Annotated in this window: 20 protein-coding genes, 2 pseudogenes and 1 riboswitch; of the genes and pseudogenes, 2 read left to right on the forward strand and 20 right to left on the reverse strand. The window is 33.4% G+C overall.

The genetic code is table 11. The annotated features are described in order from the left end of the window. Nucleotides 1–57: 57 nt before the first annotated feature. The 17 genes and pseudogenes from B7R65_RS02485 to B7R65_RS02565 form a co-directional block, all read right to left on the reverse strand. The gene (locus tag B7R65_RS02485) at nucleotides 58–1,005 is read right to left on the reverse strand and encodes an ABC transporter permease (RefSeq protein WP_088041164.1); all 948 of its coding nucleotides are present in this window, start codon (nucleotides 1,003–1,005) and stop codon (nucleotides 58–60) included. 4 nt (nucleotides 1,006–1,009) lie between these two features. Further along, nucleotides 1,010–2,089: an ABC transporter permease gene (locus B7R65_RS02490; protein ID WP_088041165.1), complete on the reverse strand. Its 1,080-nt coding sequence runs from the start codon at nucleotides 2,087–2,089 to the stop codon at nucleotides 1,010–1,012. After that, entirely contained in the window at nucleotides 2,086–3,609 is a 1,524-nt protein-coding gene (locus tag B7R65_RS02495; protein ID WP_088041166.1) for an ABC transporter ATP-binding protein, read from the reverse strand. The genes B7R65_RS02490 and B7R65_RS02495 overlap by 4 nt, the downstream gene beginning before the upstream one ends. A gap of 268 nt (nucleotides 3,610–3,877) precedes the next feature. Beyond that, nucleotides 3,878–4,972, reverse strand: coding sequence for a BMP family lipoprotein (locus tag B7R65_RS02500; protein WP_218780388.1), 1,095 nt, complete (start codon nucleotides 4,970–4,972; stop codon nucleotides 3,878–3,880). Between the two features lie 169 nt (nucleotides 4,973–5,141). Then, the gene (locus B7R65_RS02505; protein WP_088041168.1) at nucleotides 5,142–5,867 is read right to left on the reverse strand and encodes a GntR family transcriptional regulator; all 726 of its coding nucleotides are present in this window, start codon (nucleotides 5,865–5,867) and stop codon (nucleotides 5,142–5,144) included. 256 nt (nucleotides 5,868–6,123) lie between these two features. Continuing rightward, a riboswitch (purine riboswitch) is annotated at nucleotides 6,124–6,225 on the reverse strand. Between the two features lie 59 nt (nucleotides 6,226–6,284). Further along, nucleotides 6,285–8,675: an FtsK/SpoIIIE family DNA translocase gene (locus tag B7R65_RS02510; RefSeq protein ID WP_088041169.1), complete on the reverse strand. Its 2,391-nt coding sequence runs from the start codon at nucleotides 8,673–8,675 to the stop codon at nucleotides 6,285–6,287. A 121-nt stretch (nucleotides 8,676–8,796) separates the two neighbouring features. Further along, nucleotides 8,797–9,009: a YlzJ-like family protein gene (locus B7R65_RS02515; protein WP_088041170.1), complete on the reverse strand. Its 213-nt coding sequence runs from the start codon at nucleotides 9,007–9,009 to the stop codon at nucleotides 8,797–8,799. Continuing rightward, nucleotides 9,006–9,689, reverse strand: a complete 684-nt coding sequence (locus B7R65_RS02520) for a ClpP family protease (protein ID WP_088041290.1) — start codon at nucleotides 9,687–9,689, stop codon at nucleotides 9,006–9,008. Before B7R65_RS02520 ends, B7R65_RS02515 begins: the two co-directional genes overlap by 4 nt. Before the next feature lie 182 nt (nucleotides 9,690–9,871). After that, entirely contained in the window at nucleotides 9,872–11,542 is a 1,671-nt protein-coding gene (locus tag B7R65_RS02525) for a ribonuclease J (protein WP_088041171.1), read from the reverse strand. A gap of 248 nt (nucleotides 11,543–11,790) precedes the next feature. Next, a complete protein-coding gene (gene dapA, locus B7R65_RS02530) occupies nucleotides 11,791–12,681 on the reverse strand; it encodes a 4-hydroxy-tetrahydrodipicolinate synthase (protein ID WP_088041172.1) in 891 nt (296 codons plus the stop codon). A 20-nt stretch (nucleotides 12,682–12,701) separates the two neighbouring features. After that, nucleotides 12,702–13,931 (reverse strand): aspartate kinase, encoded by a 1,230-nt coding sequence (gene dapG, locus B7R65_RS02535; RefSeq protein ID WP_088041173.1) that lies wholly within the window; start codon nucleotides 13,929–13,931, stop codon nucleotides 12,702–12,704. Between the two features lie 25 nt (nucleotides 13,932–13,956). Next, nucleotides 13,957–15,000 carry an aspartate-semialdehyde dehydrogenase gene (gene asd / locus B7R65_RS02540; RefSeq protein WP_142288184.1) on the reverse strand — a complete coding sequence of 348 codons (1,044 nt, stop codon included), beginning with the start codon at nucleotides 14,998–15,000 and terminating at the stop codon, nucleotides 13,957–13,959. Between the two features lie 182 nt (nucleotides 15,001–15,182). Next, nucleotides 15,183–15,362 (reverse strand): annotated as a pseudogene (gene spoVFB / locus B7R65_RS02545) (dipicolinate synthase subunit B); the annotation flags it as partial. 568 nt (nucleotides 15,363–15,930) lie between these two features. After that, complete coding sequence (locus tag B7R65_RS02550; RefSeq protein ID WP_218780382.1) at nucleotides 15,931–16,470, reverse strand: hypothetical protein; 540 nt, start codon at nucleotides 16,468–16,470, stop codon at nucleotides 15,931–15,933. Nucleotides 16,471–16,621: 151 nt separating this feature from the next. Beyond that, a complete protein-coding gene (locus B7R65_RS02555; protein ID WP_218780383.1) occupies nucleotides 16,622–18,967 on the reverse strand; it encodes a pectate lyase-like adhesive domain-containing protein in 2,346 nt (781 codons plus the stop codon). Between the two features lie 65 nt (nucleotides 18,968–19,032). Continuing rightward, on the reverse strand, nucleotides 19,033–20,049 hold the full coding sequence (locus tag B7R65_RS02560) for a WxLIP family cell surface protein (RefSeq protein WP_088041176.1): 1,017 nt from the start codon (nucleotides 20,047–20,049) through the stop codon (nucleotides 19,033–19,035). Nucleotides 20,050–20,174: 125 nt separating this feature from the next. Further along, complete coding sequence (locus B7R65_RS02565) at nucleotides 20,175–20,894, reverse strand: WxL domain-containing protein (RefSeq protein ID WP_088041177.1); 720 nt, start codon at nucleotides 20,892–20,894, stop codon at nucleotides 20,175–20,177. 269 nt (nucleotides 20,895–21,163) lie between these two features. Here B7R65_RS02565 and B7R65_RS02570 point away from each other — a divergent pair, with 269 nt between their 5' ends. Then, nucleotides 21,164–22,612 (forward strand): BglG family transcription antiterminator, encoded by a 1,449-nt coding sequence (locus B7R65_RS02570; RefSeq protein ID WP_088041178.1) that lies wholly within the window; start codon nucleotides 21,164–21,166, stop codon nucleotides 22,610–22,612. Between the two features lie 108 nt (nucleotides 22,613–22,720). On the opposite strand, the gene B7R65_RS02575 is transcribed toward B7R65_RS02570, so the two are convergent. Further along, the gene (locus tag B7R65_RS02575; RefSeq protein ID WP_088041179.1) at nucleotides 22,721–22,903 is read right to left on the reverse strand and encodes a hypothetical protein; all 183 of its coding nucleotides are present in this window, start codon (nucleotides 22,901–22,903) and stop codon (nucleotides 22,721–22,723) included. Nucleotides 22,904–23,053: 150 nt separating this feature from the next. Here B7R65_RS02575 and B7R65_RS02580 point away from each other — a divergent pair, with 150 nt between their 5' ends. Beyond that, the gene (locus tag B7R65_RS02580) at nucleotides 23,054–24,550 is read left to right on the forward strand and encodes a recombinase family protein (RefSeq protein ID WP_088041180.1); all 1,497 of its coding nucleotides are present in this window, start codon (nucleotides 23,054–23,056) and stop codon (nucleotides 24,548–24,550) included. Nucleotides 24,551–24,577: 27 nt separating this feature from the next. On the opposite strand, the pseudogene dpaB reads toward B7R65_RS02580, so the two are convergent. Together dpaB and dpaA are read right to left on the reverse strand one after the other, a co-directional pair. Then, a pseudogene (gene dpaB / locus B7R65_RS02585) lies at nucleotides 24,578–25,009 on the reverse strand (dipicolinate synthase subunit B); the annotation flags it as partial. Continuing rightward, entirely contained in the window at nucleotides 25,006–25,908 is a 903-nt protein-coding gene (dpaA, locus tag B7R65_RS02590) for a dipicolinic acid synthetase subunit A (RefSeq protein WP_088041182.1), read from the reverse strand. The pseudogene dpaB and the gene dpaA, both read right to left, overlap by 4 nt. Between the last annotated feature and the right edge of the window lie 21 nt (nucleotides 25,909–25,929).

Consider the following 25,929-nt stretch of genomic DNA (forward strand, 5'->3'; position numbering starts at 1 on the left):
ATTCAAAAATAAAAAAAGAAGCTTCCTAAAAATTTAGGAAGCTTCTTTCGAAAATTATTAACGTTTTCCTTTTTCATACGCCACACCAACAGATTTTGGTGCTTGAGAAGTTTTAGAGAATAATACTAAAGCAATTAAAGTTACAACGTAAGGGAATAATTTTAAAGCTAATGGCGGAATTTGCGCCAAGCTTGGAATTACTTGAGAAACGTTAGCAATTGTTGTTGCAACTCCGAAGAATAGAGTCGCAGCTAAAATACCTAGAGGTCTCCATTGTCCAAATATTAAGGCTGCGATTGCAAGGAAACCTAAACCTGCCACACTACCTGTAAATTCACCTGAATACGTAACTAAAATAATTGCTCCACCTAAACCAGAGAACGCTCCAGAAATGATAACACCTAAGTAACGGATACGGTATACATTAATACCAGCTGCATCTGCCGCTTGAGGATATTCGCCACATGCACGTAAACGTAATCCAAATCTAGTTTTATAAAGAACAAATGTACTAATGATTAATATAATCAAAACTAACCAAGTTGTTGAGTAAGCATTTTTAAAGAATAAATCCCCAATGATTGGAATTTTACTTAGTCCTGGAATGTCACTACGAATCATACCGTTTACACGAATATTACCTGAACCAGTAATATTTCTAGCTAAGAATACTGTTAAAGCACCAGCGATCATGTTAATTGCGATACCGCTAATAACTTGGTCTGCATTTAAGTTAATACTTGCAAATGCGTGTAATAATGAGAATAAGGCACCTGCAAGCATAGCAACAAGAAGACCTACCCAGATCACCCAAGATTCAGTTGGATGTGTTTCTTGTAATTTTGAGATTGTTAATGCACTCGAAAATCCACCGACAACCATTAAACCTTCTAAACCTATATTTACTACACCACTTCGTTCAGAAAATAGTCCACCTAACGCTACGATTAATAAAGGAATCGTATAGGCAATTGCATATGGGAATATTTGTAAGATTAAATCCATCGCCTTATTTCACCTTCTCTCCATCTTTGCTGTCTACTGCTTCTTTCTTATACTTACGTGCTTTGCCAACACGATCAATTACCTTTTTAATTAAAATACTTGTTGCAGCGAAATAAATAATGATTGCAATAATAACGTCAGCAATTTCTGGCGGTATTGAAGTCATTGCACTCATAAAGCCTTTACCTGAATATAGCAGACCAAAGAAAATTGCTGAGAAGAAGACACCGATTGGCGTGTTCATACCTAATAATGCAACTGCAATTCCGTCGAATCCTTCAGTTGGTAATACACCAATTTGAATTAATTGAGCATTACCTGCATACTGAACGACACCAGCAAGACCCGCTAATCCACCTGAAATCATCATTGATAAAATAACATTTCGATTAACAGAAATACCAGCATATTCTGCAGCACTTCGGTTAAATCCTACAGCTTTAAGTTCATAACCTAATACTGTGCGATTAATGATAAATGCGATTACAATTACCATAATTGCAGCAATAAATAAACCGAAATTTATATATGATCCACCGAACAAATCAGCTAACCAGTGCATTTTTAATGTTGCAGAATCAGGTAGAATTTTAGATTCAGTCTCTGTATTACCTTTAAAGTATTTTGGAACTAAATAATAAATCGTCCAATAGGCGATCCAGTTCATCATAATCGTTGATACAACTTCGTGAACATTAAATTTAGCTTTTAATAATCCAGGGATAAATGCCCATAATCCACCTGCAATAAATGCAATAACAACCATCAATGGAACTAAAATAATAGTTGGTAAATCGACTGTTAACCCAATCGCAGAAGCACAAAATCCACCGAATAACATTTGTCCAGAAGCACCGATGTTAAATAGTCCTGTTCTAAATGCAAATGCAACAGAAAGACCTGTTAAAATTAACGGGGTAGCAGTAGCTAACGTATTACCGATACGTTCTGCATCTTGTAAGCCGCCTTTAAATAAATAAGTAAATCCTTCAACTGGATCATTACCAGTTAATAAAATAAGTAATGCTCCAGCTAGTAAACCTAATAATATGGCAATTAAAGAAATTATTCCTCCCTTTTTCATGCCCCTTCACCTCGCTTTATACCAGCCATCATAAGCCCTAATTCATCTTCATTTGTATCTTTTGCGTTAACAATGTCAATAACTTCTCCAGCATTAACAATCGCGATACGATCTGAAAGATTTAAAACTTCATCAAGCTCTAAAGAAATTAAAAGAACAGCTTTTCCACTATCTCTTTGTTCAATTAATCTTTTATGAATATACTCGATTGAACCTACATCTAAACCACGTGTTGGCTGACAAGCAATTAATAATTCGGGTTTAAGCTCAATTTCTCGGCCGATAATAGCTTTTTGCTGATTACCACCAGACATTGATTCAACAACCGTTTTAGCTCCTTCACCTGAACGAACATCGAATTCTTCAATAATTTTTTTAGCATGTTTTGCTATTGCTGCTTTATCAAGAATTCCAAATTTTGAAAACGGCTCTTGATTATAAATTTCTAAAACCACGTTTTCTTCGATTGTATATTCAAGAACTAGTCCTCTTTTTTGTCTATCTTCAGGAATGTGTGCAATTCCGCTATGAATTCGTTGACGGATGCTATCTTTCGTTATATCTTGACCTTTTAATTTGATACTTCCCTCTTCAATTGCTCTAAGTCCAGTGATTGCTTCAACTAGTTCAGATTGTCCATTTCCTTCAACTCCGGCAATTCCGACAATTTCACCAGCTCTTACTTGTAGTGAAGCATTTTTTAAGCCAAGAACTTTTTTATTATTTTTTACACTTAAGTTATTTACATCAAGAACTACTTCACCTGGTGTAGCTTGAACTTTATCTACTTTAAAAGAGACCTGACGTCCGACCATCATTGATGCCATTTCAGCCTCAGATGTTTGTTTAACATCAACTGTCCCAATATATTTACCATGTCTTATAACTGTGCATTGATCAGCAACAGCTTTAATCTCTTTTAACTTATGTGTAATAATGATGATCGACTTACCTTCATCAATTAAATTCTTAATAATTTTCATTAATTCTTGGATTTCTTGAGGTGTTAAAACCGCTGTAGGCTCATCTAAAATTAATACTTCAGCGTTTCGATATAATGTTTTAAGAATTTCAACCCTTTGTTGCATACCTACTGATATATCTTCGATTTTTGCATATGGATCTACGTTTAAACCATAAGTTTTTGAAAGTTCTTCAATACGTTTAGCTGCAGTTTTAATATCGACAACAAGACCTTTTTTCGGCTCAAGTCCTAATATGATATTTTCAGTAACTGTAAAGTTGGCAACTAATTTAAAATGTTGATGAACCATACCTATTCCAAGTTCATTTGCAACATTTGGGTTCGAAATTTTTACTTCTTTGCCTCTAACTTTGATCGAACCTTTTTCAGGTGTATACATTCCAAAAAGGACGGACATTAAAGTTGATTTCCCAGCTCCATTTTCCCCTAAAAGAGCGTGAACTTCCCCTTTTTTCAATCGTAGTGTAATATCGTCATTCGCTTTTATCCCAGGAAATTCTTTTGTTATGTTTAACATTTCCACTACATACTCCATAATTTTCCTCCTTTTTATATTACGAAATCATTTATTTACAATTAGCTCTATTGAATTCGAAATATTTACCTTTTTATAATTTAGGGACGGTTTCTCGCTCAGCCACTATTTTCATGCCCTAATCAATTGGAAACTCTTCCATATAAAGTGCTTACAATTGATTAAGGCATGATTTCCCTTAAAAGTTGGAGAAGAAGCATATAAAAAGGTGGTTACCCTTTCCTTATGCTTCTTCTTTTAACTATTCATTAAGATTCGAACTTACTAATTATTTTAATAAGCTTCCTCTTTCGCTTGAAACTACAATTTCACCAGACTTAATTTTGCCAAATACGTCATCAACTTTAGATAAAGTATCGTCACTTAAGTTAGGATTTTTTTCTGGTAAGTGAACACCGTCATTTTTAGCATCAAATGTTAAAGTTTGTCCACCTGGGAATTTTCCATCTTTTTCAGCTTTCATCATATCAGATGCAGCTTTAGAAATATCTTTCATAGCAGAAGTTAAGATTGTAGATTTGTCGCCTTCATAAATACCTTCTGAGTATTGGTCAACGTCTACACCGATAATCCAAGCCTCTTTACCATTTTTAGCACGAGCTTTAGATTCGTTAATTGCACCTACACCTACACCACCAGCAGCACAGAAGATTGCTTTAACGCCACGATCGTACATTTGTGCAGCAATTTGTTGTCCACCAGCTACGTTATTGAAGCTTCCTTCATAAACAACGTTTTCAGCTTTTAAAGAGATTTTTGTTCCAAGGTTTTCGTTTGCATATTTAACACCTTGTTGGAAGCCCCAGTTGAATTTTTGAACTGCAGGAATTTCCATACCACCGATGAAACCAACATCACCAGTTTTTAATTGAAGTGCAGTAGCAACACCAGCTAAGTAACCAGCTTCATGTTCTGCGAAGAAAATAGAAACTGTGTTATCTTTTACTACAGGTTTGAAATCACCTGCGTGTGGAGTTCCATCAATGATAACGAATTTGTCATCTTTGTATTTATCTTGCGCTTTAAAGATTGCAGTTTCAAATTTGAAACCAGGTGTTACGATGAATTTATAACCAGCATCGTTTAAGTTACCAATTTCTTTTAAGTAATCAGCTTCAGTAGTACCAGTTGGTTTTAAGTATTTTGTGTCTTTCTTTACATCGAAGTTTAAGTCTTTAGCACCAGCTTGGATACCTTCCCAAGTTCCTTGGTTGAATGACTTATCGTCAATCGTACCTGCATCTGTTACCATACCTACTTTAAATGCGCCTTCAACATCTTTTTTACCATTGTCTTTACCACATGCGCCTAAAATAGTTCCTGCAGCTAAAGCCATAGAAAGAATAAGACCAGCTTTCTTCATTTTCATAACCATTTGCCCCCTTAATATTTATTTACATTTGTACTAGCTTGGTATATAATCGTTTCTTTAACGATCCACCTCCCTAATAAATTTTAATGAAATTTTCAGTAAATAATATTTGAAATACCAGCCAATTTTATTTTTAGTAAAATTACTATTGTATATGCAGTTAATTTCTTTTTCTTAAAACATTAAAGCTAAATTGATCCGCTCTGAAGTAATTATAAGAATGTAAAACCGCACGATTTAAATCGTCAAAATGAAGTTGTTCTATTAATAAAAGTGAAACTTCTGGTTCACACTGTAGTAAAGGAGATACTTTATCATGGTAACCAATTGGCTCAATTCGTGCACTTGAATATTCAATATTTCGACCAGTCTCTTTTTTGATAAACGAAAAAAATGAGTGGTCTTCAAATGACGGAACTTGCTTAAATAAATTGGTAGGTAATTTATCAACACAATAAACAACCGGTTCTCCGTTTGCGGTACGAATTCGCTCTACTACATGTATTCGATCTTCTTCAGAAATTGTGAAGTTTTTTAAATCTTCTTTTGTTGGAACTAATAGTTTAGAAGATAAAAAGATTGTACCAGGTTCTTTACCAGCCTCGACGATCATTTCTGAGACACTGCTTAGTTGTTCAATACCTGTCCGAAAAATCGGTTTAGGTTTGACAAATGTACCAACACCATGTCGTCTGATTAATATATTTTCTTCTTCTAAAACCCTTAACGCTTCTCTTAATGTTGCTCTACTAACTCCAAATATTTTAGATAACTCATACTCTGAAGGTAACTTATGATGTGGCAAATAAACACCATTCTCTATATCTTGTTTTATTCTATCCATCACTTGGAGATAGAGTAATCTGGAATCTGTTTTAATCTTCATGTCCCATCCCCCAAACTTCGGATTTCGGACATCTGTTGTTAGACATCTGTCGTATAATCCATCTTTACTATACTGTTATTTTATAATCTTTTCAATACTTTCTGTATATTTTTTGTAAACGCTTTATTCATTTTGTCGAACATGTTCATTTCAGCTAAAATCCGCATAAAAAAACTCTTATAATCCTTCCGTTTCACACAGTGAAAAAGCTAGATTATAAGAGTTCTAGATTTATTCGGGCTAAATCACGTTCTCCATAATAATGCTTTTTCCCCATAGTATTGCAAATATTGGTTGCAATGTAGAAACTTTCGACCCATAATGTCGAATTTATATGAGGACCTACATCTATCTGAAGAAAATAATAGCATCAATTGTTTAAAACTGTCAACAAAGTTCGACGAAATTTTCAAAAGATTAGGATGAAGCTTGTTCATCTTCAACCGGTTTACTTATTAATACTTCTCTTGGCTTACTACCTTCATAAGGACCGACAATTCCATTATCTTCCATTGAATCAATTAACCTCGCAGCTCTAGTATAGCCAATACGGAATCTTCTTTGTAGTAAAGAAACGGATGCGGATTGCATATTTGTTACTAGTTCCACAGCTTCACCGTACAATTCATCATCCACTTGCGATTTTCCATCTTTCTCTTCCTTTACCATCATTTCCTCTTGATATTGTGCTTTTTGCTGAGAAATTGAAAATTCAACCACTCTCTCCACTTCATCATCAGATAAGAATGCTCCTTGCACACGTGTTGGTTTAGATGCACCGATCGGTTGGTAAAGCATATCTCCTCTACCTAGTAATTTCTCAGCACCACCAGTATCTAATATTGTTCTTGAATCCGTTTGAGAAGATACACTAAATGCGATTCGTGAAGGTATATTTGCTTTTATTACCCCAGTAATAACATCTACCGATGGTCTTTGAGTTGCAATTATTAAATGAATGCCAGCAGCTCGAGCCATTTGTGCTAGCCTTGTAATCGAATCTTCCACATCACTTGAAGCAACCATCATTAAGTCTGCTAATTCATCGACAATTACTACGATGAAAGGTAAAAGAGGCTGTTTAGCATCCATCATATTATTATTTTGTCGAATTAATTCATTATAAGCTTCAATATTTCTAGTTCCCGTATGAGAGAATAATTCATACCTTCTTTCCATTTCACTTACAACTTTCCTCAAAGCTTGAGAAGCTTTTTTAGGATTAGTAACAACCGGAGTAAGTAAATGTGGAATTCCATTGTATACATTTAATTCAACCATTTTAGGATCGATTAACATTAATTTAACTTCCGATGGTTTTGCATTCATTAATAAACTTACAATAATTCCATTTATACATACACTCTTCCCACTACCAGTCGCACCCGCAACAAGTAAATGTGGCATTTTATTTAATTCTGCAATTACAGCTTCACCTGCTATATCTTTTCCTAATGAAACAGCAAGTGGGTTTTGAATTTTAGGATTCTTGTTTTCTAATACTTCCCTTAATAAAACGGTAGTTATATGTGTATTCGGAACTTCAATCCCAACTGCAGACTTACCTGGAATAGGTGCTTCGATACGAATGTCTTTCGCAGCAAGTGCTAAAGCTAAATCATCACTTAAATTAACAATTCGACTAACTTTTACTCCAGCATCAGGATAAACTTCATATTTCGTAACAGCAGGACCATGATGAACTTTCGTCACCTTTGCTTTTACACCAAAACTTTGAAATGTTCTTTCAAGCTTGTCCGCGTTTTCTTTTAGTTTTGATTCATTCTCCCTTTGCTTAATCCCTTTAGGAAGTGCTAATAATTCAATTGATGGTAAAACATAATCTACCTTTTCATCATCATTAACTTCCGCAACTGGTAATTCAATCGAGTTTTCATCGTCATCTACATGAACGGACTGTTGTTTAGTAGGAAGTCCTTGGATGATTTGTATAGGTTCATTACTTGGCGCATGATATGTAGGTGCATATTCGATTTGAATTTCTTTTGGTTCCTCTACCACAGATACTTCATTTAAATTTTCTACTTGAAAGTTTGAACTACCGCTTATCGAAACTTCATTTTCAAGTTCCTCATTAATCTCTTTTTCAGCTTTTCTTTTTTGCTTCGCAACGGCACGTCTACTTGTATTTGTATTCGTTTTTGGATCACGTTTCCAAAAATTACGAATGTCTTTAAAAAAGTCTGAAATTAAATTTCCTATTTTCGGCATAATATATTGGTATAGATATCCTCCAAGTGGTTTCCCAGTAATGAATAAAATACCAGCAACAATAGCGATAATGCCGAATAGAATTGCACCTGTTCTCTCGAATAGGAAATAGAGTATTGCAAATAAAACTGCACCGATCATACCACCGCCTAAATCAACGGATTTTATTTGCCCTTTTGCTTCGATCATAAACAATTGAAACGTACTATCTATGACAGACTGATTAGGAAATTGATTATTTTTCGCTAATAAATCAAATAGAGTAACATGACTAAACATCAATATACTAAAGAAGATTAATAGTCCACCAATTGTCATACTCGATATAAAAGGTGGTCTTTTTCGGTAAATAATACTATAAGCAGATAGACCAATAATAAATAGAAAACTAAGCATATACCATTCACCAAAGAAAAAGCGTAAGAATAGTACAAAAGATTTTCCGACAATGCCTAATTTTAAAATCGTAATGATTGAAAGTGCGATAAATAATAATCCACTAATCTCATACCAAATTGAACCAGACCCACTTACATTTTTCCGACCTTTTGATTTTTGCTGTTTTTGTTTTGCCATGTAATTCACCCCCATCTAATTATAGATTCGCCAAAGAAAGCAGCCTTTTGGCTGCTTTCTTAATTTGCATTCATTATAACATATCAGAACATATGTTTACCATGTATTGTTATTATTTAACTTATGATGGAAAGATTAAAATCCTTTGTCCTGGAGTATATTGCATGTAATGCTCTGGGTCTGTACTTACAATTCGTTTTATTTCAAACGATGCTCCACCAACACTATCAACCAACATTGGCACACCGTTGTATTCCATATATTGTTGCGTAGTATATTCTTGTTGATCCACTGGATAGATAGATTCAAGTGGCATAATAGTATAAAGAATCAAATGGCATTCTCCTCTTTATTGGATAATTCTTTTCTTTCGTCTATTAATTCTTGAAGCTTGCTTAGCGCTTGACCAATACCTCCGACATCGTCGATCAACCCATATTTTACTGCATCTATTCCAACAACATTAGATCCGATATCACGAGTTAAATTACCTTTTGTAAACATTAATTCTTTGAAACGTTCTTCAGTTATTTTGGAATGCTTTGTTACAAATTTAGTTACTCGTTCTTGCATTTTATCAAGATATTCAAATGTTTGTGGTACGCCTATCACTAAACCAGTTAAGCGAATAGGATGAATCGTCATCGTAGCTGTTTCAGCTATGAAAGAGTAGCTTGTACTGACTGCAATTGGAACACCTATACTGTGTCCTCCACCGAGAACGATTGATACTGTCGGTTTTGTTAATGTAGAAATCATTTCGGATATTGCTAATCCTGCTTCTACATCCCCACCAACCGTATTTAAAACAATTAATAAACCTTCAATTTTCGGATTTTGCTCAATCGCCACTAATTGAGGTATTAAGTGCTCATATTTTGTTGTCTTATTTTGAGGCGGTAATTGAACATGACCTTCAATTTGACCAATTATTGATAAGCAATGTATTTTTGAATCATTACTATTTGGTACATTGGTTTGCCCAAGTTGTTGTATTTTTTCAACTAGACTCATATCTTTTTGATCATTTGGCTTTGCTGGCGCTTCTTCATTTGGGATTGGTGTTTCATTATTTGAATTTGACAAAACGGTTCCCCCTATCTTATTTCATACAATTTAGTATGTGAAAATAGTAAGGAAAACATACCCAATTTCGAGAAGAAGAGAAGCATAAAATCATTGCTTCTCTTCAAATATCATACTTCCATTAGAATTGGAAGGATCATTGGTCTACGTTTAGTCTCTTCGTATAAATAAGCACTAAGGCCATCTCTTATAGAATTTTTCAATAATGTCCATTCGATTTGATCATTTTGCAGCATTTTTTCAGTAATATCTTTTACAATTTCAGATGATCTTGTAATTAGTTTTTCTGATTCTCGTACATAAACAAAACCGCGCGTTATAATTTCAGGACCTGAAATGATTAGCCTTCTTTGTTTATTAAACGTTACGACTACAACCAGTATTCCGTCTTGAGAAAGAAGCTTTCGATCTCTTAAAACGATATTTCCAACATCGCCTACTCCAATGCCATCAATTAGTACATTTCCTACTTCTACTTTTTCGGTTTTGCTTGCAATTCCATTTTTAAAGGAGACAATATCCCCTTTTGCGATTATATAGATATTTTCTTTTGCAATTCCAACCTCTTCACCGATATGACCATGTGCTTTTTGCATGCGAAACTCACCATGAACAGGTAAGAAATATTTTGGTTTCATTAATTCTAGCATTAATTTTAATTCTTCTTCATATCCATGTCCTGAAACATGCACTTTCTTATAGCCATAAATTACATTGGCTCCAGCTCTGAATAATAAATTAACTGAAGATGCAACAAGCATTTCATTACCTGGAATAGGTGTTGCCGCCATCAGCACTGTATCACCTTTTCGAATAGATACTTGTTTATGTGCACCTTTCGCAATTCGAGAAAGAGCTGCCATTGGTTCTCCTTGTGTACCAGTAGTTAAGATAACAATGTCTCTTTCTTTATAGTTGTCCGTATCAACAACAGAAATCATTAAATCATCTGGTATTGTTAGGTAATCTAATTCTTTTGCAATTTCGATAGACTTAACCATGCTACTACCGACTACTGCTAATTTACGATTAGCTGAAACACAGGCATTAATCACTTGTTGAATTCGATAAATATTTGATGCAAAACAAGCTATAATCACTCGACCCTTTGCATTCGTTACCTCTTTTTTAATTTCTTCAGAAACTTTTTTCTCTGAACCAGAAAATCCTTGTCTTTCTGCATTTGTACTATCAGATAATAAGCATAAAACACCTTTGTCCCCTATTAATGCTAGTTTCCCTAGGTCTGCCCCAGGATATGGACTTTTTGATTGATCGAATTTAAAATCTCCAGTATAAACAACCGCTCCCTGAGGTGTATCAATACAAAATCCAAACGAATCTGGAATACTGTGAGTCGTACGGAAGAAGCTTATTGAACTATCATCAAAATTAAACTTACTATTTTCATCGTAAACTTCAAATTGAGATAGATTTTTAATCCCTTTTTCACTTAATTTCTCTCTAATAAATAATAAAGCTAGTTTATTTGTATAAAATTTAACTTCCGGAAGCTTTTTCATTATATAAGGAATCGCACCAATATGATCTTCGTGACCATGTGTGATAAAAACACCCACTAGTCTTTGAGCGTTTTTTTCTAAATAACTTACGTCAGGTATAACATGATCTATACCATACATTTCTTGATCCGGGAACTTTAATCCTGCATCTAGAACATAAATTGATTCCCCGACTTCGACAACATACATATTTTTTCCGATTTCACCTACCCCACCAAGGGCAAACACTTTAACTTGTTGACTTAATTCTTTAACCACTACCTGTTCCTCCTAGCAAACTTTTAAATTTACAGACCGTTCAAAATCTTACAAACATTATATCCTAGTAAGAACAGGTAAAACAAGATACATTCTTCCTTAATAAGGAAAATTGAATTACAAAAGGCATGAAAATTTCTACTTACTTTTACTGATTTAACTTGTAAAAAAGTTAAATAAAAATTAAAAACCACTTTCGATGATCCAATTAGTATGGATCCATCAAAAGTGGTTTTTATTTTATTTTGTTATTTTTGTAACGCTTCTTCTAATTGGTTCATTAATGAACTTAAAGTAGTACGTTCATTTTCAGATAATGGTACAAGTGGTAAGCGTACACCGCCCACATCTAAGCCTTTCATTTGAAGAGCAGTTTTGATTGGACTTGGACTTGGCGCCATAAAGAAACCTTCGAATAAAGGAGAAAGTTTACGATGTAAAAATTGTGCTTTTTCCATATTACCAGTAAAGTAACTTTCAGCTAACTGTTGCATTTCATTTCCTAACACATGCGATGCAACTGAAACAGTTCCTTTTGAACCAATTGCAAATGCTGGTAAAGTTAAACCATCATCTCCGCAATATAATTCAAAATCGTCAGAAGTTCGATCGATAATTTCTGTCATAATAACTAAGTTACCTGTCGCATCTTTAATCGCGACGATATTTGGTATTTCAGAAAGTCTTACAACTGTATCTACTGATAGACTAGCAATTGTTCTACCAGGTACGTTATATAACATAACTGGTAATTCAGTACTTTCTGCTGCTGCTTTAAAATGCTGATAAAGCCCTTCTTGGTTCGGTTTATTATAATATGGTACAACAACCATGATTGCATCTACACCAAGCGCGGATACTTTTTTCGTCAATTCCACTGTTTCACGGGTATTATTACTTCCAGTACCTGCTAAAACTGGAATTCGGCCATTAACAGTTGTTACAACATGGCTTATTAAAGCTAATTTTTCCTCAGATGTTAACGTTGGTGATTCTCCTGTTGTTCCACAAACAACTAGTGAATCTGTTCCATTATCAATTAAAAAATTCACAAGTTTCGTTGTTTTTGCGAAATCAATATTACCTTTCGAATCGAAAGGCGTTACCATCGCAGTTGAAATTTTACCAAATCTACTCATTTTCCCACTCCGATCAATAGTTAATCCATTTTTACTGAACTAAGTTCGAAAGCCTCATGTAGTGCAGTAACCGCTTCAATCATATCTTCATTTTTAACAAGTACCCAAATCGTTGTATGACTATCCGCCGATTGAAGTATTTGTATACCTTTTTCTGAAAGTGCAGTAACAATTTTTGAAGTTACTCCAGGAACACCTGCTATCGCAGCTCCTACGATTGATACTTTTGCACAACCTTTTGTAAATGAAGGTTCATAGCCAATCCCTTTTAATACATCGATCGCTTTTGTAGCGACTTCATCACTTACTGTATAAACAACGCCATTTGGTGAAATGTTGATAAAATCAACACTTATCCCTTTATTCGCCATTGCTTTAAAAACTTGGGAATGTAAATCAAATGTGTGCTCCTTCGAGGTTACACGTATTTGTGTTACATTTGGAACATGCGCTATACCTGTAATTAATCGATCTTGGATGTCTCCACCAATTAATCTTTGTGACGGATTACTTGTTACAAGTGTACCTAAACTGTCTGAATAAGTTGATCGGATTCTGATCGGCACTTTACCTTGCATAGCTATTTCAACCGCTCTCGGATGGATAACTTTTGCACCCTGATATGCCATATTACAGATCTCCGCGTACGTTACTACTGACAATGGTCTCGCTTCCTTAACAATCCTAGGATCTGCTGTCATAACACCTTCAACATCCGTAAAGATTTCAATAGTTTCTGCTCCAACTGCAACTCCTAATGCTGATGCTGAAGTATCACTTCCACCTCTACCTAATGTTGTGACATCCCCTTTTGTTGTTACCCCTTGAAAACCAGCAACTACGACAACATCATAGTTTTCTAATTCTTTTAGTAGGCGTCCACATTTCATATCAAGAATTTTTGCATTACCAAATTCATCATTTGTTCTAAAACCAGCAGTTGCACCTGTCATAGCCAGAGAATGAATGCCGTTTTCATTTAGCAGATTCGAAAAAACGATTGAAGAAATCGTTTCACCACATGACATTAATAAATCAAGCTCACGTTGTGAAACTTTGCTTCTTTTTGCACCTACTAAATTTAATAACGTATCAGTTGCATATGGTTCACCTTTCCGTCCCATTGCAGATACAACTACAACTAATTTATACCCTTTTTCTAATGCTTCTTTTATATGTCTTAGTGCGTGTTTTCTTCCATTTTCGTCACGAACTGAAGTCCCACCAAATTTTTGGACTAATATCTTCATTCTTGCACCTCTCTAGCTGTATTCACTAAATGATGCTTAACTCAATTAATCTTTCAGCAATTTGCACTGAATTCCAAGCAGCACCTTTTAATAAGTTATCCGATACAATCCATAAATGGAATCCTAATGGATTATCTAAATCTTTACGGATTCGACCAACAAATACATCATTGCTTCCAATACTATAAAATGGCATTGGGTATAATTGTTGATCTGGATCATCTTGTAATACAATACCAGGTGAATCACTTAAAATTGATTTAAGTTCTGCCACTGATACTTCTTTATCTACTTCAATATAAACTGACTCTGAATGACCAGATATAACAGGTAATCTAACGCAAGTAGCACTGATTTGTAACTCAGGTAAATGCATAATTTTCTTCGTTTCATTTATCATTTTCATTTCTTCATAAGTATAACCGTTCTCTGTAAAAACATCGATTTGAGGGATTGCATTAAATGCGATTTGATAATGCTTGTCACCGCTTTTTACCGGTAATACAGAAGGCTTCGCTTCTTCACCGTTTAAAAATGCCTGCGCTTGTTCTTTTAATGCGTCAATTGCTGTTACACCAGCTCCAGAAACAGCTTGGTAAGTTGAAACAACAACTTTATTTAATCCGATTGTTTGCCTAATTGGTTCAAGTGCAACAACCATTTGAATAGTAGAACAGTTAGGATTTGCAATGATACCTTTATGATTAAATAAATCTTTATCATTCACTTCAGGAACAACTAATGGTACATCTTCAGCCATTCTGAAAGCGCTAGTATTATCTACAACTACTGCCCCTCTTTTAACTGCTTCAGGTGCTAATTCTTTTGAAACTGAACCGCCAGCGCTAAATAATGCAATATCAACACCTTCAAATGCATCTGGTGTTGCTTCTTGTACTATTACTTCTTGACCATTAAAAGTTAATTTTGACCCAGCAGAGCGCTTTGATGATAAATATCTAATTTCTTTTACTGGAAAGTTTCTTTTTTCCAATGTTGCAATCATTTGTTGACCAACTGCTCCAGTAGCTCCGACTACAGCTACTACATAACTTTGTTTATTCCCCACTATTTGCACCTTCCCTGTTTTCAACTTTTATTAAATAGTTTACGCGATATAAAGTTGATTTTCAAAAATTTAAGTTTGGACATTTCTTTTCATAGGAACGAGTATGTATCTTATTGACACATACTCAATTTTCTTCATTCTAACATAGAAAAAATACTTCGTAGTAATTTTTTCTAAAATTATTATTGTAAATCACGATATTTTTCAACTAAAACAGGTTGAAGCTGCTTTCCTTCAATTGAAGCATATACTGTCTCTAATAAAGACTCCATTCTAGCTACCAATGAATTAGGCTTTTTAATTGGATCATCTTGGCCAAATGGAATAAAATAAATATTTTTTGTACTCATTAAACGCATTAAAATGTGGCTTAGAGGATAATACCTAATGTCGAGCTCTAGGCTGTTTTTTTTATTTATCATAGTTGATCCTTTTAAAAGGCAGTATTCGTAAACTTTGTTGCAATTATAAAAGTTATTCGTCGATTTCAGCTTCAGAATGCTCCTTTTTTAGTGCGGCGTACGATGAGCCTCCTTGGTTCGCCTGCTTAGGTCTCACTTCCTTTGCTACTCCCACAGGTATCTCGCACTTTACCAATTCACTTCTTTATTTACAGTTTGTTTTAAAAACAGCAATCTTTTAGAAAAAAGCTTATTAAAAAAGGACCCTCTCAAGGAAAAGGACCTTTTTAAATTTATCTATTCAACGAGCATGTTTAGCATTATTTTACATTTCCCTTAATTACAATCCAAACTAATAAGTATAACAATCACTCTATAAACCTATTTTTTGTTCAAAGATAGAGAGGTTAAACAAATGCAGGTTATTTTAAGGGGCTTCCTAATATTAAGTATAACTTTTATGTGTGTAAGAGGAAAAGATTACTGGACATATAATAGAAGTAAATGAACTTTTTAAATTACTACAAGTCTATTCAAAAAATACGGCATTTTGTAAATGAAATGAATACACTCGATTTAATTGGTTTTTAATACATGAATCGAAAAATGCTTGTTTATAGTCCTTGAATAACACTTTAATAAATTGATTTCGCAAATCTTTTATACTCATATTATGGATGCTTAAATATTTTTCTGTCCAAAAATTCATATTAGCTGAAAATGTCTCGTCATCTATTTGAAAAAACGAACGTAATGCTTTTACACCTGAATTACCAAGCAATATAGTAACATCATCAACATCAACATGATCATCTAGTTCGAATACTACGATTTGTTCACTATTAGGTCTTTTTATTACGTTATTCCCTTCTGAATAGCCTATAAGTCTTCCATTTGATAGATCTAGGGCAACAACTCCTTTTTCCAGATCTAGTGACCAATGCATATAGGCCAACTTAATAACTTCCCGTATGTTCAAATGATTTATAATCCGTTCTGCATGAAATCGATCAATGATTTCGATTTTCTCATTAGCTTTATTTTTTTCAAAATTTGTTATAATGGCCAACATCCCTTTCCATAAAATCAAAAAATACCACTATCACCATAGATATTAAAGGTCTTCAAAAAAAATGACAGATTTCCTAAAAAGGAACCTGCCATTTTTACTTTTGTGATTTTTTTAAAGAAATAAAGTCTCGCGCATTAACTAAATGTCGTCATGGAGCATTAGTAAGTGTCCAGTTAATAGTCGTTTTATAAGATTCTGAATAGACATCCACAAAACTAGTTTTCACAAGAATTCCTTGATTACTTGTCCAATTAATATCAGTAATCGGATCTGCTCCTGTTGTATGCTCAAATACCTTTAATTCATTTTGATTTAATGGTATCGAATCGCCATCTTTATTTACATATACTAATGCATTAAGCATTTTATGTGATGGATTACTAGTCGATGTTAAAGGTTCGTCAATTGATGCCGTGATCATCCAATTACAACCTATTCCTCTTGAATCTAAAACGGACATTTTCCAATTCTCTTCATCTCTTTGGATGAAAGTTTGTAACGAAGAAATGGTAGTCGTTTTGAAATTAACTGAACTAGGAATTGTATTAAATGTTAATATTGGGTTAAATGATGTTTCTTTCGATACGATTGTTTTTGTTGCTTTATAAAAATAAGCGTCATGGAAGATTGTATCAGTTTCAGGATTTTTATTATTATTCTGATCAGTTAAAAATATTTGAACTACATCCCCATCATGTAATGCTGAATGCAAAGGAATCTCCCACTTCCCATCAGTTCCTACTACTATTGATTCCCTTAAATTGATTTCTTTTCCATTTACAGTAACAGTTACTATTGCTCCAGGTTCATCACTTGTTCCAAATATATATTTGCTTACTATTGATACAGGTTCATTTACAAAGGCAGGAGTGGGCGGTGTTCTATCATTTACAGTGATTGTTTGTATTACTTTTGTTGGATTTGACCACCGTGAGCCAGTAACAGTGAATATAGATTGTTCATTATAATACTTCTCTAAATTGATATTAAAATTTCCATTCTGATCAGTTCTATCAATCCATGTTTGATTATCTTGGTTATTTGAAACCGTCAATTCAACTTGCCCTTGCAACGCTTTGAGACCATCAACAAATACTTTTCCTGTAAGTTTTTTATCTGCGTTAGTGACTTCATTAAGTGTTATAACGATTAGTGAGTTAGTTGCTGAAATTCGAGAAAAAGTTTTCCCTTTAAAATAAGCCAAAATACTAGGTTCACTTGCAGAAATTGGTAAACCATTTACATCAGATAGTAAACTAGCATTATACCAACTAAATGCTGATGCTTTTTCTAGGTCCAATCCTTTTGTCCATACATTCAGATCTGACTTTATGATCTCAAACGAAGCACCTAGACCGACCTGTACGGCGTATCCGTTAGAACTTGCCAAATTATTGCTATTACAAATATCAAATTTTGCTGGTTTTGTTAGTACTAGTTTTGATCCTGGAGTGGATAAACTAATTAACGGGGATGTACTATTTCCCTCAACCAAAAAGTTAGATCCTTCTTGTGCATTAATTGAGATATTTTTAGCAAAAGGACGTCTTGCATCAATACCTACAATGTTAGTACTAGAGCTTAAGCTTGTCGCTCGGAATGTCGCGCCTCGTTCGACATTTAAAGACGAATTATCTTGATGGAACGCAACTGTTACTCCGTGTTTTTCAACATTTAACGATCCACCAGGAGCAATATTGATTGAGTCGTAATATTGAAAAATAGCCGGATAAGTTGCACCATTCGATGTTCCCTTTAAATTTACTGTAGCACCCTCTCCGATATTAAATTGGTGACTTGTCCTCCCTGTTGAACTCGCTCCGTCTTGAAACCAAATAATTGAATAGTCGTAAAAACTTATTACACCTTCATAATTAGTGTTGGGAAGGAATGTCACCCCTCCTGCATAGACGTTTTCAGCTCTCATATTAATTTTATTCGTTCCACCAAAGGTAATATTACTTCTTGAGGCTCTTGCTAGACGTTGCATATTCGTATTTGTCGTTATATTTGAAAAGGAGAGCGACCAATATTCACTTTTTGGATCATTATAATAAGTATTAACAAATGCAGCAGCCACAGTATTGATTAGATTTGCATCAAATAGTTTAAAGTAATATGGTGTGGAATTTGTTATGTTCTGGAGACGTATCCAACTTGTATTTAAATTAATGGTTTTGTTATTTCCATAAATCGTAACATTATGGCCGGGTACAACGATTTCAGTCCCTGAAGGAGCGTCAGTAATATCTTTTATGATATTGATTTCATCCACTAATTCATTTCGAAGTGCATCTCTAAATTCAGCAAAAGTTGAAACATTAACCAAAGCGGAATTAGTTAAAGTATGCTTCGGAATGGTAGTACTTTCTTCAGTATTTTTAAAAGTAGGATTAGGTGTTTCCCAATTAGGCAATTCATTTTCATGCATTGCAGCAAGTGATTGATTACCAATTAAGCTAATCAAACTAATTACTAATAAAAAAACTATCACTATTTTTTTAAAACAACAGATCAAATTGCGACCTCCAATACTTAAATTCATATTAATGTATGCTCTTAAATGTTTCTCTTTTTACCAATGAATAACAAATAAATTACACCGATTAATAGTAAAGCACCACTAATATATAGCCAAAAGTGATTTTTATTAATCTCTACAGCCTTGTTATTTAATTCTTTTGTTTCTTTACCAATTGTAAAGGCTTCATCCCATTCCCAAACTTGAGTTCCTACAATTGCTTTCATTTTTAAACGATACTTTCCAAGTTTAAACTGATCATTATTTAGATCAATTGCATAATTAAAATTAGAATTAGGTGCCATATTTAATCCATCTCGGTATGAACTATATAACACTTTATTTGAACCATTTTGATAGATTTCGGCTTCTACACTCATTTTTTCAATAATTACAGCTTCACTATTTTGGATATTGGCAGCAATTGCTGTGTGGAAATTAACTAATTTAGGCTGGATACGAAGTAAATGTAATTCTGGATACAATTCCTTCAATGTTTCTGTTAATTTAATACCTACTACATAGGCATAGTGATTTTTTATTTGAATACTTTCCGAAGTTGATTTAAATTCCCTTTCATCTAACTTCTTTTTAAAGTGAAACGCTCCTAATAGAACTCCTTCATATTTTTCTTTAGGCATTGTTATGGTAAAACTGACTACTTTTGATTTACCTGCAGGAATAACAATTTCTTTATGTGGTTTTTTTACAAGGCTTGGTAATGGAGACTTTAAACTTTTATCTGCATTTTTGTAATTCGTTTCTGAATAATCAATTAAACCATTATCATTTGTAGTAGCAAATGTTAGATTAGCTTCAATCGTTTCTTCTTCTTTACTATGATTGAACACTTCAATTTCTAAATCCTGTACTTGTCCAGGGTACATTTTTATATCAAAATAAGATTTTAAGTGATTTATTTGATTTGTAGGAATTTTCGCTCGAACCGAAAAGTCTACCTCATTTGATGAAGCTTTTACTGATAAAGGGATAATTGACAAAGTTAACATTATTGCGGATAAGATTAACAATACGATTTGACGTTTACTATTCATTTAATAATCCCCTTTGCATTTTTGTACCTTACTAAAAAGATGGGCCAAATTTGTTAAGAGTAACTATTTATGGCCCTATTTTATGATTTACATTTTGCATTTCTAAATTTAATTAGTCCTTCCCATTAAACTCCTGGAGCATCTGTTAATGTCCAAGTAATGGTTGTTTCATGATTTCCAACAGTTGCTGAACCAGCTGGGATAGTTAACGTTACGTTATTATTAAGAGCACCATCATTTACGTCAGGGTTAAGTCCTAGCCAACTAGTCAACCATGTACCTAAACCATTTCCAGGTGATGCTGAAACGACAGGTGAAATAGTACTACCATCAGTATTTAAAGTTACTGTTTGGGTTGGATTAGGTGAACCACCTAAACTATTCGAAATAACTGAACCATTTTTAAATGTTAAAACTGCTCCAAGCAATGTTTCATTTGATCCATTTGAAAATTTGCTTGCTTTAGCAGTGACCGTCCATCCCTCACCTGTTCCACGTCGATCAGATACTTGTATAAATGGCTTTTTTGATTTAGCGGAATACACTTCTGTTTTATTAGAAATATCGTTCGTTCCAAATTCCACGGATGATACATAATCAAGTGTTAATGAGCCAGTATTTCCTGTTGGTGGATCAGTTGGATCAGTTGGTTTTGGTGGTAGTAATGGATTCATTGGATCAGTCGGATCTATAGGTGCAACCGGTCCTGTTCCAGCGATAAACGATACTACTGCTTTTGAATTACCTTCGGATGGTAATCCATCTGCTGCATAAACTCCTTGCATTGTTCCTGCCAATGTTGCAATTCCTACTAAACTAGCTACTACACTTTTAGAAAATTTCATAATTTTTAACTCCCTTTTTTAAATTTGTGGATCACACGATTTATATTTTATCGCTTTAGATCTTGAATTGAATATGCTCTTTTTTACCTTTGTATTAGGTAAAAATAATAATAAACTGTTGAAAATGTTCACATATTGCGAAAAATAGTAATTTGCAATTCGTATTTTCGTGATGTAATTCATAATAATTAACTGTATTCCGCTTAAATAATAAGATTTTAAATTAATGAAATAATAGAGAAAAGGACTCCTTTAAGTGGTGATTCTAAATGGATAAATCAAATAAAAGAAAATTACAAATAATTGATATTTTGACTTCTCATGATAAGTGGTTTAAAACTGAAGATTTAGCGAAGGAATTATCATGCACTGAAAAAACAATAAGAAATGATTTACAAGCAATCAACATGAATTTACCTGAAGGCTGGGTTATTGAAACAATTAAAGGTAAAGGGATTTATATTAAAAAACCAATAACTGGATCGGTCAATCAGATTCGCTCTTTGTATATAAAAAATTCTTTAACATTCCAAGCAATCATGTACATTCAATTTAAAAAAATAAAAACGATAAATGAATTAGCGACGGTTCTTTATGCTACACAACAAGCAGTTTATAAAATACTAGATGCTGTTGAAGGGTTATTAAAGTCTTATAATTTAAAATTAAAACGCGGACCACTTGAAATAGATGGAAGAGAATTTGAAATCCGATTACTTTGTTGTGATATTTTGGATGCACTTTATTCTCATACTAAACACTCAAATGAGAATTGGCCTTTCGAAACATTTTCATTCTTTGAGTTAAAAAATATCGTTTCAACTATAACTACAAAACACAAATTATTCCTTTATCCGTTAACGACAAACAAGTATGTTTATTTTCTTGCAACAATGATTAATCGGATTGAAAAAGAAATTGATCTAGGATTAAATGATAAAACCCTAGTAAGAATTATAGATTCGGAATTCTATAAAGTTTCAAGTGAAATAAGTGACAAAATAGAAAATCAATTCAGTCTTTCTATTTCTCTAAATGAGAGGATTGCATTTACATTATCAATTTCAAAATTTCCTTATGTTAGTTTTAACGAAATCGAGAAACAAGAATTCTTAACAATTTTTTATAATAAAAATACACCATATTATGAAGAGCTTTATGATTTAGTAGAAACGCTTGAAAAGAATCTTGGTATTCCATTACTTAAAGATGCAGAATTTCTTTATACATTTCAAAATCAATTTAAAAGGTACTCAATCTTAACTTCAATCGAAAAAAAAGCTCCTTCTTATTCAATTGATCGTTATGTATATAAACACTATCCTGAATTATTTAATCAAGTGACAAATATTTTATTTAACTGGACTAAAAAAAAATCTTATCCTGAAGTAACAAGTGAAAGTGTTGCGAAAGTAACCTTAAATATCCAAGCATCAAAAATTAATTTATCCATACGGAAAAAAAAGATTTTATTACTAACTAGTAATGGACCTGGTGTACATCGTTACATTTCGATGAAACTAAAAAAGGCATTTGGTCATCATATTGATTTTCTTCATACAAATTATGATGACTTTGAGTCGGAAAAATTAAATAAACTCGACATAGAATTTATTATTGCTGATTTCCAGCTAGAAATTGAAACAATCCATCCAGTCATTATCATTGATCCGATGTTAACTCAAAGAGATATAAATCAAATATCTCGTTTAATGTAATTCTTTTTTAATTGATTTACTTCGAAATAATATACATTTCAATGTATACGTTAGAAATGAGCAAAAAAAAAGACTTCATAATTTGAAGTCTTTTTCCGATTTTTCTTATTAATCCTTAAAATGTTCCTCCATTTTTTTTTTCATTTCGTCTCTTATAATCTTCCATCCAATCGTGTGTATTTCATCTAGTACTTTTTGTTTTATTTCTTCGGTTACATTTTTGGGTGTTATTATATTGACAGTTGTTTTTCCAAAATGATAGGTTGCAGCAAATTCTGCCTGATTCTCCAATATCACCACCCCCATGTTAAATTATATGATTTTCTTACTATAGGACTAACCAAGTAAATATTGTATTTAATTAGTACAACCAGAATGTCTAAGTGACAAAAGGCTACTAATATTAAATTTCTGCAAATATATATAATATGAGGTGGTTTTATGGAGAAAATTGCACTATATCTTCGTAAGAGTCGTGCCGATTTAGATGCAGAAGCTCGTGGTGAAGGGGAAACGCTGTCAAAGCATAAAGAACAGCTCTTAAAATTTGCAAAAGATAAAGACTTAAATATTGTGTGTATTCGTCAAGAAATTGCATCCGGCGAATCTTTAGTATATCGACCAGAAATGTTAAAGCTTTTACAAGAAATTGAAGAATTAAAATATGATGGTGTTCTTGTCATGGATATGGATCGTCTTGGACGTGGGAATATGAAAGAGCAAGGTATCATTTTGGAGACGTTTAAAACGGCAAAAACAAAAATTATTACACCTAGAAAGACATATGATCTCCATGATGAATTTGATGAAGAATATAGTGAGTTTGAGGCATTTATGGCGAGAAAGGAATTAAAAATTATAACAAGGCGTCTTCAACGAGGTAGAATTTTATCAGTTGAACGTGGAAATTACATCGGGACTTATGCACCTTATGGATATGATTTATTCGAAACAAAAGAATATCGATCATTATCGATTAATGAGGAACAGGCTAAAGTTGTTCGATGTATTTTTGAGTGGTATACAAAAGAGTTAATTGGTGCTAATGAAATAGCGAATCGATTAAATGAAATGAGTATCCTTTCTTTAACGGGTAAGAAATGGAGTTATCATTCAATTTTAGAAATGATTAAAAATCCAACTTATACAGGCAAAGTAACTTGGAACAAGAAATCACATGGTGGAATCAGAAAACCTAGACATGAATGGCTTGTAATCGATGGAAAGCACAAAGCCATAATTAATAACGAACTTTTTAGTAAAGCACAAGATATTTTAAAAAGTAGATATCATGTTCCTTATAACACTAAATTAAGTAATCAACTCGCTGGACTTATTTTTTGCAGTAAGTGTGGTTCAAAATTACAACAGCGTTATCCAAAAAATAAACCGAGACAAATCGTTTGTACAAATAATCAATGTAATACTAAATCTTCTTATACTCATTTAATTGAACAAAAACTACTCGCAGGTTTATCTAATTGGTTGGGAGATTTCAAATTATCGTTTACAAACCAATCAGTTATTGAAGATAATGAAATCATTAAACTTAAAAAACAAGCATTGAAAAATTTTGAAAATGAATTAAGCGAATCCATTAAACAAAAAACAAAGCTATTTGATTTACTTGAAAGAGGAGTCTATGATGAAAATACCTTCCTAGAAAGATCACAAGAGCTTGAAAATCGGATAATTGAACTTAATAGCACAATGCTATCTATCATAGATGAAATTAAAAACTATGAAGAGCATGAACTTGTTAATGCACTCATCATACCTAAACTCGAGAGTGTATTAGATTTATATCATCAAACAAGTAATATTGAATTAAAAAATCGTCTGTTAAAGTCCGTACTATATAAAGTTGAATACAAAAAGGATCCCAATCAAAAACTCGATGAGTTCCAATTAACTCTATATCCAAAACTCATTAATTAATTCGGCTCGGCTCTGGTATTACCCTCTTAGCCACATTAAATTTGTTCCATTTAAACCTAAAGCATCATTTGTCGAAATACCTAATACAATTGGCTTGCCGTTTCTTAATGTTGCTTTTGCTGCCATTAGAACTGGACTATCAGTTTGTGCATTTGCAAATTTACTCATCGAATTACCTGTTAATGGTGCGATAACCATACAGTCTAATTGAACTTTAGGCCCAAATGGTTCTGCCCCAACGATTGAATCAACTGTTTTACGACCAGTGATTTCTTCAATTTTTTCAATCCAGTCTTCACCTACACCAAATCTAGTTGTTGTACTTTTCACCGTAAACGTCACGACTGGATAGACATCTGCTCCATCATCAACAAGTTTTTGTATTTGAGGCACGACCTCTTCATACGTACAATGTGATCCTGTTATTCCAAAACCAATTTTTTTCCCTTTTAAAGTCATTTCGGTTGCTCCTTTCTTTTATCTAATTCTTCCTTTAGAAGTTGCGTTAGTACATTGGCAATAATTTGACCAGCCGTTTTAGGAGCAACTATTCCTGGTAATCCTGGTGCTAATAATGCTTTTATACCTCTCTTTTCAGCATAACGAAAATCCGTTCCACCAGGTTTTGATGCTAAATCAATTATAAGTGCATGTGATTGTAATTTCGAGATTACACTTGCAGTAACGATAAGAGTTGGAACTGTGTTAATGACAACATCAACATCTTTTAAAGCATCTTCAATATTCTTAAATTCAAATGCTTCAACACCCATCTCTACAATACGAGCGATATGTTCTGATCTACGAGCCCCTACTTTTACTTTTGCACCTAAATTATGAAATGTTCGAGCAACACTCATACCGGTGCGACCTAATCCTAGTACTGCAACTTTGGAATTATGAATCGTGTATTCCGTATGTTGAATAACCATCATGATTGTTCCCTCAACAGTTGGAATACTGTTATAAATCGCTACATCATCTCTTTCAAACAACTTAACTAACTTTCGATTTGATGCTGCAATGATTCCATCCAAGTAAGAATTACTAATTCCAGAGTAGATTATACAATGTTCTGGTGTTCTTTCTAATAATTCTTTCGTCAAAACGACTTTTTCGTTTGAAAATATTGTATCGACGACTCCTTCATTATTTGTCCCTGGAACTGGTAATAAAATCGCATCCAGTTCTTCAAAACTTGCATCTGCAATTAATTCTTTTGATGCGCTTGTGAAACCACTATCTAATTGTTCAAAACCAATTAATGTTACTTTAGCATCTAACTCTGTTAACTTACGAATAACTTCCAGCTGTCTGGCATCCCCACCGATCACAGCTATATGCAAGCCAGTTAACATGCAGCATTCACCTTCTTTACT

This window comes from Bacillus sp. EAC (assembly GCF_002156875.1).
Taxonomy (GTDB): domain Bacteria; phylum Bacillota; class Bacilli; order Bacillales; family Bacillaceae_G; genus Gottfriedia.

Coding starts and splice junctions, on each gene's coding strand:
- B7R65_RS02485 (WP_088041164.1), bottom strand. CDS start 1,005: ATGGATTTAATCTTACAAATATTCCCATATGCAATTGCCTATACGATT.
- B7R65_RS02490 (WP_088041165.1), bottom strand. CDS start 2,089: ATGAAAAAGGGAGGAATAATTTCTTTAATTGCCATATTATTAGGTTTA.
- B7R65_RS02495 (WP_088041166.1), bottom strand. CDS start 3,609: ATGGAGTATGTAGTGGAAATGTTAAACATAACAAAAGAATTTCCTGGG.
- B7R65_RS02500 (WP_218780388.1), bottom strand. CDS start 4,972: ATGAAGAAAGCTGGTCTTATTCTTTCTATGGCTTTAGCTGCAGGAACT.
- B7R65_RS02505 (WP_088041168.1), bottom strand. CDS start 5,867: ATGAAGATTAAAACAGATTCCAGATTACTCTATCTCCAAGTGATGGAT.
- B7R65_RS02510 (WP_088041169.1), bottom strand. CDS start 8,675: ATGGCAAAACAAAAACAGCAAAAATCAAAAGGTCGGAAAAATGTAAGT.
- B7R65_RS02520 (WP_088041290.1), bottom strand. CDS start 9,689: ATGAGTCTAGTTGAAAAAATACAACAACTTGGGCAAACCAATGTACCA.
- dapA (WP_088041172.1), bottom strand. CDS start 12,681: ATGAGTAGATTTGGTAAAATTTCAACTGCGATGGTAACGCCTTTCGAT.
- dapG (WP_088041173.1), bottom strand. CDS start 13,931: ATGAAGATATTAGTCCAAAAATTTGGTGGGACTTCAGTTCGTGACGAA.
- B7R65_RS02560 (WP_088041176.1), bottom strand. CDS start 20,049: ATGAATAGTAAACGTCAAATCGTATTGTTAATCTTATCCGCAATAATG.
- B7R65_RS02565 (WP_088041177.1), bottom strand. CDS start 20,894: ATGAAATTTTCTAAAAGTGTAGTAGCTAGTTTAGTAGGAATTGCAACA.
- B7R65_RS02570 (WP_088041178.1), top strand. CDS start 21,164: ATGGATAAATCAAATAAAAGAAAATTACAAATAATTGATATTTTGACT.
- B7R65_RS02580 (WP_088041180.1), top strand. CDS start 23,054: ATGGAGAAAATTGCACTATATCTTCGTAAGAGTCGTGCCGATTTAGAT.
- dpaA (WP_088041182.1), bottom strand. CDS start 25,908: ATGTTAACTGGCTTGCATATAGCTGTGATCGGTGGGGATGCCAGACAG.